Consider the following 13,905-nt stretch of genomic DNA (forward strand, 5'->3'; position numbering starts at 1 on the left):
GCAGCGGCCCGGTCCTGATCGGCCAGTCGAGCCGGTCCGGCGGCGCGGCCAGCTTGGCCGCCCCGGCGACGACGAGCGGGCCCGCCAGCGCGGCGGTCGCGGTGTCGACGAGCATCGGTCACGCCCTCCGTTCGTCCAGAAGCCAGCCTGCCTCGACCATCTGCTCGGCCGTCCTGCGCAGCACGGCGGCCGGCGGGCGCCCGGTTCCCGCGTCGGGCAGCACGGCGACCGGGCGGGGCCGGGCCTCGGGCGGCAGGTCGATGCCCGTGGGCAGCTCGGCCACCGGCGGCAGCCCCGCCACCGGGCGGAACTCGGCGTCCTCCGCCTCGTCGGGCAGCCCGTGGGCGAGGAGGTGCTCGATGACCGCGGCCTCGGGCTCGCCGCACTCGGTCAGAGCCAGCGTCGTCCCGTTGACGAGGACGCCGCCGCCGTGGGGCAGCCGGGTGAAGGTCACCCCGGGGGCGAGTCTCATGATCCACCTCGCAGCCAGTGGTCGAGCCAGACCAGGCGCAGCAGCGGCAGGGCGTTGTCGGCCAGGTCGCGGCCGTCGCTCAGCAGGCGGATCACCGCCCGCGGGGCGATGAGGCCGAGGTCGGCCAGCGCGCACTCCCGGTCCAGCTGAGCGATGATCTTCTTGCGTTCGCGGTGCAGGTGCGCGGCCGCCGCCCGCCGCAGCCAGAAGGCCGGCCCGGTGCGGCGCACACCCGTGATCTTGTGCCGGGCCAGCGCCCGGTGCAGCGGCAGGTTGTTCTCGAACTCGCCGCGGCGGATCCGGCCCCGGTCGGACGGCCGCAGCGCGGTAAGGACGGCCAGCACCCGCGGGTCGAGGGCGGGCAGCAGCATGTCGCCGTCGCCGCGCTCCTCCACGCCCGCCGCCGCCGTGCCGAGCACCGGGTCCAGGAAGTCCAGGTGCTCCTGCCAGACCGCCATGGCCGCGCGCTGCGCGGACTCCAAGGCCTCGGCGCCCTTGGGGGTCATGCCGGGGACGTTGCCGGGGCCGGTCGGCGAGGGCGGCGCCGGGCCGTCCACGGGCTGCACGTCCGGCGAGTACACCACGCCCTTGCCGAGCAGGGCGCGCGCCTCGCGCAGCGTCCGCAGGGTCCCGGCGATGTGGAACGGCTCGCAGCCCAGCAGCCGCCACCCCCGGACGCCCGCGTCGACGTCGGGCAGCTTGACCGACGTCAATTCCTTCAGCAGCGTCCCGCCGACCAGGGGGACGTCCAGGCCCTCGGCCTCGGCGAGCGCGGCGGTCAGCCTCCGGGGGACCTCGCTGTCCGGCATGGGCGGGACGGGCTCCTCGCCGGTGATGGGATGCTCGTCGAGCAGTTGGAACGGGTCGACCCGGATGCGCCGCACGGTGAGCCCGGGCACGTCCGGGGCGGGAGTCCGGTGGACGCCGGGACCGAGGTCGGCGTGCAGCAGCAGCGGACGGTGCCCGGCCGACAGCGCGCACGCCGCGACGAACGCCGACCCCAGCCCCCCGCTGTAGGCGACGGCGTAGCCGGCCTGGTCGAGCGTCTCGGCCACGGCCTCCACCAGCCCGCGCCGGCGACCGCGCTCGGGCGGCGCCGGGCGGCGCCTGGTCACCGTGATCTCCTGCTCGGTCACCCGCACGGCGGTGCCGACCGGAAGCCGCTGCACGCCCGGGACGGGCGCGGCGTCGGGCGCGGGCACGTTGCCCTGGATCAGGGCCAGCAGCGTTCCGAGCGAGGGCGCGGGGCGCCCGGTGGGCGGCAGGAACGCCTCGAGATCGAAGTCCCATTCCAGGCGGCCGTGGTCCACCCGGTAGTAGACGGGACGGGCGTGCGGGTGCTCGCGGACGAGTTCGAACGACGTCGGCGACCGCTCGATCCGGACTCCGCGGGCGGGGGGCGACGTCTCCGGGTCGACGCAGCGCACCCCGCCGGGAACCGTCTCGACCACTCCTGGCTTGCGCGTCATTTCGTCCCCGACCTGTGAATCTCGATGTACTCGTCGCGCACCGGAAGAGACGTGCTGACGACCTCGTCCCCGTGCTGGACCCAGGCGAAATAGCCCGCGGGGGGCTTCGCCGGGGCCAGTTCGCGCCCCAGGTGGAACGTCGCCGGAATTCCCAGGCGCCGCAGCCCCGCGGTGAGGAACACCGAGTCGTCCACCGGGTCCAGAAAACCCACGGTCAGCCGCTGGGCGAATCTCAGACGGGCCACGGCGGCCCGCGTGTTGCGCGCGCCCCGCCCGCGGCCGCCGCCGCGCGTTTCAGGCCATTCGTCGAGTCGATATGAGCCGTCGGCGCCCTTGACCTCCGCCAGGAATCGCCGGGCCTCGCGAGCGGCGCGCATCGTCTTTATCACCCGCAGCATTTCGATCCCCTCAGATGAGACGCGGCGGGCCCGCCGGACGGGCGTCCGGCGGGCCGTGCTGCTCACGCGTAGCGGCAGGTCCACCACTCGCAGATCAGGTGGACGGTCTCGTTGCAGCAGTCCGAGTCCCACCAGCAGCTGTAGCCGGCGTAGCGGCACTCGGCGACCGTGGCGGGCTCGGCGTAGAGGTGCTGCTGCATGCCGTTGCCCGCGATGCGCGCAGCGATCGAGGTCGTGGACACGACCCCTCCTTTCCGTGCGGGCGGTCCCGGCCCTTTCGAGGCCCGGTCCGCCGGTTTTTCGGACGATCATGACGCTAGGGCCGCGCGCATCCTCGAGGCAATGTTTTCCCGCTGTCCCGGCCTGTCCCGTTCTGTCCCGCATAAACGGACTCCTGTCCCAGGGAAGGTGAAACGGCTAGCCTTTTTCCGGACGGCGGACAGAAGGGAAGGCGATGAACTCCTCGGCACCGGAGAACTGGGCCGCGGACCGGCTGCGCGAGGCCGGCGTCGACGTCACCGGCCCCATTGAGCGGCTCGGCGTCCGCGCCTGGTCGCGCCAATTCCGCATTCCCACCGCGGCCGGGTACGTGTATTTCAAGTCGTCCGGGCCCGCCTTCGGCCACGAGGCCGCCCTCACCCGCGCGCTGAGCGAATGGTTCCCCGGAGACGTCCCCGAGGTGCTGGCCGTCGACGCCGAGCGCAACTGGATGCTGACCGCCGACTTCGGACCGGCCGCCGAGTTCCGCGAGCCCGCCGAGATCCTGCGCGGATACACCGAGATGATCCCCGTGTTCACCCGCATCCAGGTGGGCGCCGCGGGCCGCGTCGACGACCTGGCCGGGACGGGCTGCCCGGACCACCGGCTCGACGTCCTCCCGGACCTGTTCGACGAGCTGGTCCGCGACCCCGCCGCCGGGGCGTCCGCGGCCGGCCCTCGCGGGCTCACGTCCGAGGAGCGGGAGCGGCTGCGGGGCCTGTCCCGGGACTTCCGGGAGACCTGCGGGCTGCTCGCCTCCTACGGCGTCCCCGAGACGGTGGTGCACGCCGACATCTGGCGCGGCAACTTCCTGCTCACCGCGAACGGGCCGCTGATCTTCGACTGGGCGGAGAGCATGATCGCCCACCCCTTCTTCTCCCTGGAGGTCGTCCTCCAGGACGTGCGCGCGCTCGCCCCCGGCGACCGCAGGTGGGCGTCGCGCATCGCCGACGCCTACCTGCGGGCCTGGGAGCGGCACGACCGTCCGGACCGGCTGGCCGAGGCGGCGCGGCTGGCCGCCGCGCCGGCCCTGGTCAGCCGCGCCCTCATGTGGCGGGACGCCATCGGCGGACTCGACGCCCGCGCCCGGGCGCCCTACGAGGGCGCGGTCGCGGAGCACCTGCGCGCGCTTCTGCGGCGCCCGCCCGAGCGCGTCGGCGCCGGCCGCCGCTGACGGCGCCGCACCGCGGGCTCGCGCCGGCCGTTCGGCTCCAGCGCGAACAGGCGCACCAGCCCGGGCACGCGGTAGCGGCACGGAGCGGAGCTCTCCGCGAGACCGACGTCCACCAGCCGTTCGAGCGCCCGTTCCGCGCTGTCGGGCGGGACGTCCAGCAGCGAGGCGGCCGTCGCGGTGCGCACCTGCCCGTCCGGCGGCTCCGCCGGCAGTCCGAGCACCCGCACCGCCAGCCGGGCGGCCTCGTCGCGGCCGCGCGCCAGGTCCGCGAAGCTCACGGCCAGGCTCGCCCGCATGTCCATGTCGTCCACGCGGAGCTCGTCGAGCCGGCGCCGCGGGTCGGCCATCCGCTCGACCAGGGCGCGCACCGGCCATTCGGGGCGCGCGGCCAGGCGCGCCGCGGCGATCCGCAGCGCCAAGGGAAGGCGGTCGCACAGATCCGCCAGGGTCCGCACCGCCTCGGGCTCGCCCCGGACCCGCTCGGCGCCGAGGAAGAGCTCCAACGCCTGCCGGGCCCGGTCCGGCGGCAGCGCGCCGAGGCGGACATGCCGGGAGCCGTCCAGAGAGGTCAGGGTCGCCCTGGACGTCAGCAGCACCGCGCTGCCCCCGCCGCACGGCGCCAGCCAGCGCACCTGCGCGGCGGACGCGACGTCGTCCAGCATGATCAGCACGCGCCGGCCGGACAGCGCGGTGCGCAGCCGCCCCGCCGCCTCCCCGGCGTCCGCGGCCGCCCGCGCGTCGCCCTCCCCCAGGCTCCGCAGCAGCACGCCCGCGATCTCCGCGGGGGTCAGCGGCTCGTCGTTCGGGGCGGTCCCCCTCAGGTCGACGTAGAGCTGCCCGTCGGGGAACCGGTCGGCGACCAGGTGCGCGGCCCGGACGCCCACCGCGGTCTTGCCGGCTCCCGGCGGTCCGCTGATCACGGTGACGGGCGCCGCGCCGAGCATCCGCGCCAGCCGGCCGAGCTCCGCGTCGCGCCCCACCAGGACCGGCGGGGCGGGCGGGAGCTGACGCGGCGCGGTCCCGCGCGCGCCCGGGGCGCGATCCGCCGCGGGCTCGGCCGCCGCGTGCAGGACGGCCAGCCGCCTCCGGGCGCGCGCCCAGGGGGCCGGGTCGAGTCCGCAGGCGCGCACCATCGCCTCCACGAACTCCTGGCGCGGCAGCGCGTTGCGCCGGAGCGTGGAGGCGAGCGTGCTGCGCGCGAGATGTCCGCCGGTGCTCCTGCTGCGCGCCTCCAGATCGCGGTAGGTGAGTCCGGTCCACTCCTTGAGCTGTCGGAGCCGGACCATGAACTCGTCCGGCGTCATGGCGCCGTCCGGCGTGGGCACGGCGTCCGCCTGGTCGGCCATCGAGCTCCCCTCGACGCGTGGAAAGAGTGGGTGGAACGCGCTGTCGCCTCCATGCCCGCCGGGACGGGGGCACGGGTCATGGCCGGATGCGAACGCGTGCTCCTGGCCGGCCGACGCCCCCGATCGCCGACCTCGCCGGTGCGATGCGCGGCTCCATCAAAGAGGCGTTCAACCTGTTCACGCCATCCTTCGGACGAAATAGAACGGAATCGGACGCGCGGGCGGCCCTCGGGGCAGAGTTGAGCAACGCGCTCATCGGTGGTCACAATGTGAAGCCATGAGCGAGGGGGCTGGGGAGGGCAGGCGCCCGTCGCACGCGCCGGGGGCGCCGTCCGCGACCCTCCGGTCTCCCCGGGACCGCACCGGCCCGCCGTCGTCCGACGCCGCGGACGAGGTGTGTCCCTACCAAGGGCTCGTGCCCTTCTCGGCCGACAGATCCGAGTTCTTCTTCGGACGCGCTCAGGCGATCCGCAACCTGCTCGACCGGCTGGCGCCCCGCCTCGCCGAGCGCGGGTGCATCCTGCTGGTGTCGGGCTCCTCGGGCGTCGGCAAGTCGTCGCTGCTGCGGGCGGGGCTGATGCCCGCGCTGGCGAAGGGCATGCTGCCGGTCGCCGGATCGCAGCAGTGGCCGCGCCTGCTCATCACGCCGACCGCACGGCCGTTACAGACGCTCGCCGAGGCGTGGACGCAGGCCTACGGCGGGGACGTCGACACGGCGCGGCGGCGCCTGCGGGACGATCCGCGCGGAGCCGCGGCGGAGGCCGCCGACGCGCGCGGCCGCGCCGTCCTCGTGGTCGACCAGTTCGAAGAGCTGTTCACCCTGGTGGGCGACGAGGCGGAACGCCAGGCGTTCGTGGCGGCCCTGCACGCGCTGGCCGCCGGTCCCACCCGCGCCGGCGTGGTCATCGGGGTGCGCGCCGACCATTGGGACCGCTGCGCCGCCTACCCGCAGTTCGCCGAGAGCATCCAGGACGGCCAGGTCATCGTCGAGCCGATGACGGAATCGGACCTGCGGCTGGCCATCACGGGTCCCGCGGCGGCCGCGGACCTGGAGATCGAGCCGGGCCTGGTGGAGACCATCCTGGGCGACCTGCGCGCCGGCGGGACCGCCGGCGACCGCTACGAGGCCGGCGCCCTGCCCCTGCTGTCCCAGGCGCTGCGCAACCTCTGGCACCGGCGGGAGGACGGCCGGCTGACCGTTCGGGGCTACGAGGAGTCGGGCCGGGTCCGCGACTCGGTGCGGCGCACGGCCGACGAGGTCCTCGACGGGCTGACCGCCGAGGAGCGCAAGACCGCGCTCAAGCTCTTCCGGCGGATGACCGTGATCGCCCCGGGCGGGCGGATGGCGCGGCGCCGGGCGACCCTGGCCGAGCTGTGCGCCGCCGCGTCGGCGGACACCGCCGAGCGGCGCGGCCGCGTCGAGGCGCTGCTGTCGGCGTTCGCCGACCGCCGCCTGATCACCCTGCACGAGGACATCGTCGAGATCGCGCACGACGCGCTGCTGACCGCCTGGCCGGCGCTGCGGCAGTGGCTGGAACCCGACCTGACCGCGCAGACGGTGTACGACCGCCTCATCGAGGACGCGGCGCTCTGGGCCGAGCACCACCGCGACCCCGCGTTCCTCTACCGCGGCGCCCGGCTGCTGTCCGTCGACGACAGCCGGCCCCGGTGGGAGCGCGACCCCGACAGCTTCCCGCCTCCCGGCCCCACGGTGGAGGCGTTCGTCGCGGCGTCGACGCGGGAGGCGCGCCGGGCGGGCCGCCGCCGCCGTCTCGTCACGGGCGGTCTGGCGGCGCTGTCGGCGCTCGCCGTCACCGCGGCCGTCGCCGCCGTCGACGCGGCCGCCGACGCCGAGCGCCAACGCGGCCTGGCGGTCTCGCGCCAGCTCGCCGCGCAGAGCGAGGTCGCCGCCGATCCGGTCGCCTCCGCCCTGCTGGCCGCGGCGGCGTGGCGGATCGCCCCCACCGCCGAGGCCCGCTATCAGCTGCTGGCCGCGGCGGTGCGCACCGGCCGCGGCGGACTGGTCGGGCACGCCTCGGCCGTCCGGTCCCTGGCGTTCGGCCCCGGCGGGACGATGCTGGCCACCGGCGGCGGCGACGGCACCGTGCGCCTGTGGGACATGGCGTCGCGGCGGCAGCTCGGCGCTCCGATCACCCCGCCGCGGCAGGAGTGCGGGACCTCGCCCGTGCGGGTGGACGTCAGCCCGGACGGGCGCGTGGTCGCGTCGGCCTGCCTCGCGACCGTCCGGTTCTGGGACGTCGCCACCCGCCGTCAGCTGGGCGCCCCGATCGTCGCCCAGGACGTCGTGTCGGCGATCGCGTTCGCCCCGGACGGCAGGAGCCTCGCGGTCGGGAGCCTCAAGGGCACCGTCCGGCTGTGGGACGTCGCCGCCCGCCGTCCGCTCGGGGACGCCATGGGCCGCGCCGACCGCAGGCCGGGCGGGGCGAGCGCGCTCAACGCGGTGGTCTTCAGCCCCGACGGGAAGGTCCTGGCCACCGCCGGGGCGGACGACGCCGCGCGGCTGTGGGACACCGCCACCGGCGAGCAGATCGGCCCCTCGCTCACCGGGCACGACGGCGACGTCACCGACGTCGCCTTCGCCCCGGACGGCGGGACGCTCGCCACCGCGGGCGCGGACGGGACCGTCCGGCTGTGGGACCCGAAGACCGGGCGGCAGGTCGGCGCCGCCGTGAAGAACCCTTCCGGCTCGTGGCCCTTCTACGGGGTCGCGTTCAGCCCGGACGGCAGCAGGCTCGCGACCGCCGGGGGCGACGGCCGCACCCGCCTGTGGGACACGGCCGACCGCCGGCAGGTCGGCGAGGCGCTCGGCGACGGCCGCTCCCCGGTCCTGAGGGTGGCGTTCAGCCCCGGCGGACTGCTCGTCGCCGCCGGCGACGACGGCGTGGTGCGGGTGGGCGACCCGACGGTCCACCGGCAGATCGGCGCCGCCATGCCCGCGATGTCCGCGGTCGCGCTGAGCCCCGACGGGCGGCTCCTGGCGACCGGCGGCCCCGACGAGGACGACCCGTCGGTGCGGATCTGGGACACGGCCGCCCGCCGCCCCGTCGGACCGCCGCTGAAACCCGGAGGCGGACGGTCGGACGGCGCCGACGCCGTCGTCCACGACATGGCGTTCGCCCGCGACGGACGGACGCTCGTCACGGCGACCGCCGACACGGTGCGGGTCTGGGACGCGGCACGCGGACGCGAGACCGCTCCCCCCATCGTCATGGACAAGGGCGGAGTCGCGCGGCTCAGTCCCGACGGCAGGCTGCTCGCGGTCCAGCAGGGCGGCGCCGTTTCGATCTGGGACGTCCCGGGCCGCCGCCGGACCGGGTCCGCGATCCGCGTGCCCGGCCACACCGACGTCGTCTGGGCGATGGCGTTCAGCCCGGACGGCCGGACCCTGGCCGTCGCCGGCCTGGACCGCACCGTGCGGCTCTTCGACGTGCCCGCCCGCCGCCAGATCGGCGGCCCGCTGCCCGTCACCGTCGGCGGCATGTTCACGGACCTGGAGTTCAGCCCCGACGGCCGGCGCCTGGCCGTGGCGGCCGCCGACGACACCGTGCGGCTGTTCGACACGGCGGGCCGCCGTCCGGTCGGGGCCGCCCTGACCGGGCACACCGGAGCGGTCACGGCCCTCGCGTTCGGCCCCGACGGCAGGACCCTGCTCACGGGGTCGACCGACCGCACCGTGCGGCACTGGGACCTGCCGACCTCCCGCCAGATCGGATCCCCGCTGACCGGCCACGAGCGCATGATCACCGGCATCGCCCACGCCCCGACCGGAGCGACCGCCGCCACGGTGAGCGACGACGGGACCGCGAGGCTGTGGAACGTCGCGCTGCCCGCCGACCCGGCCGCCGCCGCGTGCGCCGCCGCGGGCCGCTCCCTGACCCGCGCCGAATGGGAGCGCTACGCGCCGCAGGAGGAATTCCGGCGGATATGCCGGTGAGCGTACCCGCCGTTCGACGGACGACGACCCCCAGGGAGACGGCGAGAATGTTCCTCCGAGGCTTCCGGCGGCGGACGGGCAGGCCCGTCCCGGAACTGGCCGCGCTGTTCCGCTCGATCGTCGAAGACGGCCGGGACGTCCACCCGATGGCGTCGGACTTCCTGCAGCACTTCATGGACGGCGCGGGCGAGGCCCGGACGCTGCCGCAGCGGTGGCTGCGCTCGTTCAGGGCGATCCGACGGGCCGAGCGCAAGAACCGGCGCAGGTTCGAACGGCAGCTGGCCCGGGCCGCCGGGAAGCTGGGCGACGGCGAGTCGACGTGGCTGCACGACCACTGGGACGCCCGCATCAACGCGCTCATCGGCACCGAGCTGTTCTACGTCAGCAGGATGAGCCTGCTGCGTTCGGAGGGGTCGTTCGTCCTGACCCGGACCGGACCGCGCGTCGAGATGTCCGGCACGGTCCGCCACCACTGGTTCGACCCCTACGACTGGGACCGCGGCCGCTGGGTGTTCATCCCCCGGCACGGGTTCGTTCCGATCGCGGTGGGCCGGGAGCTGGTCGAGGCCGACGAGGCGCGCAACTTCCTGATGGAGGCGCGCCACGTGCAGACGGTGAAGGGCACCTGGGTGGACGGCCGGTGGCCCCGGCGCGGCCGGGCGGCGTTCGAATGGTCGGCGGTGGAGTCGGGGACCCGGTGACCGCCGACCGCCGTCCGCCCGATCCCACCGGCGCCGCCACCACGGCCGACTTCGTCCATACGCTGGTCCTGCTCAGGCAGTGGGCCGGTCAGCCGCCGCTCAGCAGGCTCCGCGCGCTCGGCGGCCGGACGACGGCGCCCGACGGGACCGCCGTCGACGCGCTGCCCAAGAGCACCACCTCGCACGTGCTGCGGCAGACCGGCAAGCTGCCCCGCTGGGACTTCGTCAAGGCGTTCGTGACGGCGTGCCTGCGCTACTGCGACTACCCGGAGGAGCTGATCCCCGAGGAGGTCGAGCGCTGGCGCGCGGCCAGGAACGCGCTGTCCGCCCCGCGCACACCGCCGGCATCGACGGAGGAGCCGCCGCCGGACGGCGAACGCCGGGCGTCCCCGCAGGCCGCGGCGCCCGACGCGGCGGTCGGCGCACCCCGGGTGGACCCGGCGCTCGAGCTGCTGGCCCGGCGCGTGGCCCGGGAGGAGGACCGGGCGCGCAAGGGGCTGCTCAGCGGCTACAACATCGCCCCTTTGTCGTTCGGGCCGCGTCCCGATCGGACGCGCGACGACGGCGGCGCCGGCGAGGCGACGGCCGACCTGCCCGCGATCGGCCGTTTCTTCAGCGGCCTGCGCTCGCGGCGGCTGCTCGTCGTCGGGGAGTCGGGGGCGGGCAAGACGGTGCTGGCCATCGAACTCGTCCTGCAGCTCGTGGAACCCTTCGTGACCGGGGCCGCGCCCGGCGGCGCCGGCCCCGGGGACCGGACGATGGTGCCGGTGCGCGTGAACGCGGCCCGCTGGACGGTCGGCGTCCCGTTCGAGCGGTGGCTGGCCGAGCGGCTCGTGCAGGAGTTCGGGCTGGCGGCCCGGGACGCGGCGCGCCTGGTGCGGGACCGCCGGGTGCTGCCGGTGGTGGACGGTCTGGACGAGCTCGACCCCGAGCCGTCCACCGGCCCGCCCCGCCGCGCGATCGCGCTGCTGGCCGAGCTCAACCGCTACAGCGACCTGTGCCGGCGCCGCCCGGGCCCGGTCGTGGTGACCTGCCGGACCGACCGCCACGCGCAGCTGGCGCGGGCCCGGGCGGCGCTCGACGACGCAACGGTGATCCACCTGCACGGCCTGACCGTCGAGCAGATCGACGCCTATCTGCGGGCCCGCTGGCCGGACGGCCACCCGTGCGCCGCGCAGCGCGCCGAGGTGCGCGCGGCGCTGTGCGGACCGGCGGGGCCGGCCGTGCGCGCCGCCCTCGGCACGCCGTGGCGGCTGCTGCTGACCGTGACCGCCGTGGAGTCCGGCGCCGACCCCGCCGACCTCCTGCACGCCGACCCCGGCGACGATCCGGACGGCGCTCCCGACGGCGATCCCGGAGACGATCCCGGAGACGATTACGGAGACGATTACGGAGACGATCCGGGCGCGGCGGCCGAGCGGATCGCCCGGCGCCTCCTGGACGCCTACGTTCCGGCGGCGACCGAACTCGCGCCCCGCGCCGCGCACGCGGCCGCGTACCGTCCCGCGGACGTGCGGCGCTGGCTCGTGCGCCTGGCCGACCACCTGCGCCGCCAGGCCGCCTGCGCCGCCGCGGCGGACCGGCCGCCGCCCGGCATGACGGGCATCGACATCGTCCCCCACCTGCTGTGGCCGATCGGCGGGCGGCGCCTGGTGCGGGCGCTGCACGGCGCGTGCTGCGCGGTGTTCGCGGTCGTGGCGATGCTGGCGTTCTGGACGGGTTCGGCGGTCGACCGGCCCGGCGACCTGCGCGACGGACTGAGCCCGGAGGAGGGCCTCACGCTGGCGCTCATGGCGGGCTGGGCGGTCCTGGCGACGTGCCTGTCGCTGTCGCCGTGGCCGGCCGCCGCCGGCGGGCGCACCAACGTGCCGCGTCGGCGGCGTGCGGCCGGCGGCCTGCTCGGCGCCCTGATCGGCGGCCCGGTCGGGGCGCTCGGGGGCCTGGCGGGGCTTCTGCTGACCGGCGGCAGGGTGTTCGGGCCCGGCTTCGCCGTCGCCGCCGGGACGGCCGGGGGCGCGGTGTTCGGCACGGTCATCGGGCTGACCGCCGCCGGACGGCGCGGGGCCCCGCCGCTCGGCGCCGGCGAGACGCTCCGCCCGGTCAGCCTGCTGGGCTTCGGCCTGTGCGGGGCGCTCACCGCGCTGCCGCCGCTGCGGCTGGCCGACGCCGGGCCGGGGCCGCTGACGCTGGGGGTCGCGGGCGCCTTCGTCCTCGCCTTCGCGCTCGGCGTCATCTTCACGATCGCCACGGGCGGCTGGAGCAGGGACGCCGAGCTGGCCCACCCGCGCGAGGCCCTGCACCGCAACCCGATCATCGGCGTGGGGTTCGGCCTCACCGGCGGCGTCGCCGCCTTCCTGGTGTTCCTGCTGAACCAGGACGTGGTGACCTCGCTGGTCTGCGCTCTGGTCGGCGCCGTCACGTTCGGCCTGGCCTTCGGCGCCGTCGCCTGGTCCCGCGCGATGATCGGCCTGGTGGTGGCGGCGGCCCGGGGGCGCCTGCCGCTGCGGCTGTGGACCTTCCTCGACTGGGCCTGCGAGGCGCGGCTGCTGCGCGTCAGCGGCGCCACCTACCAGTTCCGCCACCGCGAACTGCAGGAGTACCTCACCGCCGCCGCGGACCGTGTCGCGCCCGGCGACGGCGGTCGGACGCACGGGCGGCCGCCGGAGACGTCGGAGACGTCGGAGACGTCGGCGTCGCGGTGACGGGACGGCGTCGGCGGGGCCGGTCGCCCGACCCGGCACGGGTCTCCGCGGCGGTCGACCACCGGGGAAACCGTCGATCAGCGGTCGGGCGGGGGCGCCGTCTGATTCTTTCCGGAGCCGTGCCGGGGCGGGGCGCCCGGCGGGATCGTCCGACGATAAAAGATCATCCGAAATGCGAAACGCAGGCCGGGATTTGACCCGGGCCTGCGTTCTCCCTGTACCCCCGAGCGGATTCGAACCGCCGTTACCGCCTTGAGAGGGCGGCGTCCTAGGCCACTAGACGACGGGGGCCTGTCTTTCGTTCGGCCTTTGCGATCTCTCGCTCGGGCCTCGCCCAGTTTACCGGACGATCTTCTCTAGTTCGAATCGGTTCTTGCGAATCGCTTCGGACCGAGAATTCGGGTCTCTCCGACCGGGATCGGGGGGACCCAGCTGGGGTACCAGGACTCGAACCTAGACTAACTGAACCAGAATCAGTCGTGCTGCCAATTACACCATACCCCACTGGTGCGGCTCCCTGGCCGGTCTCCCGGCCGGTCGCTCGCGCCTCGAAGAGAATACAGGACCCGGGGACCGGGGACCAAAACGATTCCGCCCGCCTCGGGTCCGGCCCGCACGGCGGTCCTGCCGGGCGCGGTTTTCGCCCTGCTCGGCCGCCCGCGAGGGCAGACCAGGACCGCGGACGCGGCCGGACGGGCCCGAGGGGGCCGGCCGCGCCACGGCCCGAAAACGAGGGCTCGGCCGCCCGTGTTCAGCGGCGGGTGAAGTCGGGCGGACCTATGTGGGCGTCGCCCCATTCCACGAGGGGGCGCAGCCGTCGCCAGGATTCGCGGACGCGGTCCACCACCTCGGGGGTGCCCATCCAGAGGTCGGCGGGCCAGCCGCAGTGGGCGTACAGCGAACGGTGGCGCAGCAGCTCCAGGCGGGGGTGGTCGGCGGGCACGCCGCGCGGCCGGGTCTTGAGCCGGTCCCCCGCGATCTGCATGCCGCGGGCGCGCAGCTCGTCCACGATCTCCTGCAGCGCCCCGCCGGGCGCCCCCTGCACGGCCGCCCGGTAGCGCCGCAGCTGGTCGGGGGTCGGCGCGTACATGCCCCCGGCCACCATGAGGCCGTCGGCGTCGATCTGGACGTAGAACCCGCCGACGTGCGCGCCCTGGTGGGTCTTGTAGGGCGTCTTGTCCGGCGAGAACCTCAGGTCGCGGTAGGGCCGGAACAGTTTGGCCGGGCCGAACTCCGCCTCCAGCTCGGCGCACAAGGCCGTCATGGGCTCGCGCACGCAGCGCTCGTAGGTTTCGCGATGCGCGGTCCAGTAGCTCTTGGAGTTGTCGGCGAGGAGTCCGGCGTAGAACTCGAACGCCTCGTCGGGAACGCCGGTGAACGTCACGGCGACCACCTCTCTTGCGGGATCGCCGGCCGCGCCGCGTCCGCGG

10 protein-coding genes and 2 tRNA genes are annotated in these 13,905 nt (G+C 75.7%); 4 read left to right on the top strand and 8 right to left on the bottom strand.

Features of this window, described 5'->3' with window-relative positions:
* Positions 1–118: 118 nt before the first annotated feature.
* Genes adfB through AR3_RS20420 form a run of 4 tightly spaced genes read right to left on the bottom strand, consistent with a single transcriptional unit; the run spans position 119 to position 2,581 of the window.
* Positions 119–472, bottom strand: coding sequence for an actinodefensin-associated protein B (gene adfB, locus AR3_RS20405; RefSeq protein ID WP_146150256.1), 354 nt, complete (start codon positions 470–472; stop codon positions 119–121).
* A complete protein-coding gene (locus AR3_RS20410; protein ID WP_146150255.1) occupies positions 469–1,941 on the bottom strand; it encodes a hypothetical protein in 1,473 nt (490 codons plus the stop codon). Before AR3_RS20410 ends, adfB begins: the two co-directional genes overlap by 4 nt.
* Positions 1,938–2,426, bottom strand: coding sequence for a lasso peptide biosynthesis protein (locus tag AR3_RS20415; RefSeq protein WP_217998670.1), 489 nt, complete (start codon positions 2,424–2,426; stop codon positions 1,938–1,940). The genes AR3_RS20410 and AR3_RS20415 overlap by 4 nt, the downstream gene beginning before the upstream one ends.
* The gene (locus tag AR3_RS20420; protein WP_067915852.1) at positions 2,402–2,581 is read right to left on the bottom strand and encodes a hypothetical protein; all 180 of its coding nucleotides are present in this window, start codon (positions 2,579–2,581) and stop codon (positions 2,402–2,404) included. The genes AR3_RS20415 and AR3_RS20420 overlap by 25 nt, the downstream gene beginning before the upstream one ends.
* 212 nt (positions 2,582–2,793) lie before the next feature.
* On the opposite strand from AR3_RS20420, the gene AR3_RS20425 reads away from it, so the two are divergent.
* Complete coding sequence (locus AR3_RS20425; protein ID WP_067915854.1) at positions 2,794–3,771, top strand: phosphotransferase; 978 nt, start codon at positions 2,794–2,796, stop codon at positions 3,769–3,771.
* On the opposite strand, the gene AR3_RS20430 is transcribed toward AR3_RS20425, so the two are convergent.
* Positions 3,693–5,117 carry a helix-turn-helix domain-containing protein gene (locus tag AR3_RS20430; protein WP_067915856.1) on the bottom strand — a complete coding sequence of 475 codons (1,425 nt, stop codon included), beginning with the start codon at positions 5,115–5,117 and terminating at the stop codon, positions 3,693–3,695. The genes AR3_RS20425 and AR3_RS20430 overlap by 79 nt on opposite strands.
* 277 nt (positions 5,118–5,394) lie before the next feature.
* Between AR3_RS20430 and AR3_RS20435 the strand changes: the two genes are divergently transcribed.
* Genes AR3_RS20435 through AR3_RS20445 form a run of 3 tightly spaced genes read left to right on the top strand, consistent with a single transcriptional unit; the run spans position 5,395 to position 12,475 of the window.
* A complete protein-coding gene (locus tag AR3_RS20435) occupies positions 5,395–9,072 on the top strand; it encodes a WD40 repeat domain-containing protein (protein WP_083951717.1) in 3,678 nt (1,225 codons plus the stop codon).
* A gap of 47 nt (positions 9,073–9,119) precedes the next feature.
* A complete protein-coding gene (locus tag AR3_RS20440; RefSeq protein WP_067915859.1) occupies positions 9,120–9,773 on the top strand; it encodes a hypothetical protein in 654 nt (217 codons plus the stop codon).
* Positions 9,770–12,475 carry an NACHT domain-containing protein gene (locus tag AR3_RS20445; protein ID WP_146150254.1) on the top strand — a complete coding sequence of 902 codons (2,706 nt, stop codon included), beginning with the start codon at positions 9,770–9,772 and terminating at the stop codon, positions 12,473–12,475. The genes AR3_RS20440 and AR3_RS20445 overlap by 4 nt, the downstream gene beginning before the upstream one ends.
* Before the next feature lie 218 nt (positions 12,476–12,693).
* Here AR3_RS20445 and AR3_RS20450 read toward each other — a convergent pair.
* From AR3_RS20450 to AR3_RS20460, 3 genes are all read right to left on the bottom strand, one after another.
* Positions 12,694–12,766 (bottom strand) — tRNA-Glu (locus AR3_RS20450).
* 141 nt (positions 12,767–12,907) lie between these two features.
* Positions 12,908–12,979, bottom strand: a tRNA-Gln gene (locus tag AR3_RS20455).
* Between the two features lie 247 nt (positions 12,980–13,226).
* Positions 13,227–13,859: a DUF2461 domain-containing protein gene (locus AR3_RS20460; protein WP_067915897.1), complete on the bottom strand. Its 633-nt coding sequence runs from the start codon at positions 13,857–13,859 to the stop codon at positions 13,227–13,229.
* Between the last annotated feature and the right edge of the window lie 46 nt (positions 13,860–13,905).

The sequence above is a fragment of the Actinomadura rubrobrunea NBRC 15275 genome (assembly GCF_001552235.1).
GTDB classification, from domain to species: Bacteria; Actinomycetota; Actinomycetes; order Streptosporangiales; family Streptosporangiaceae; genus Spirillospora; species Spirillospora viridilutea.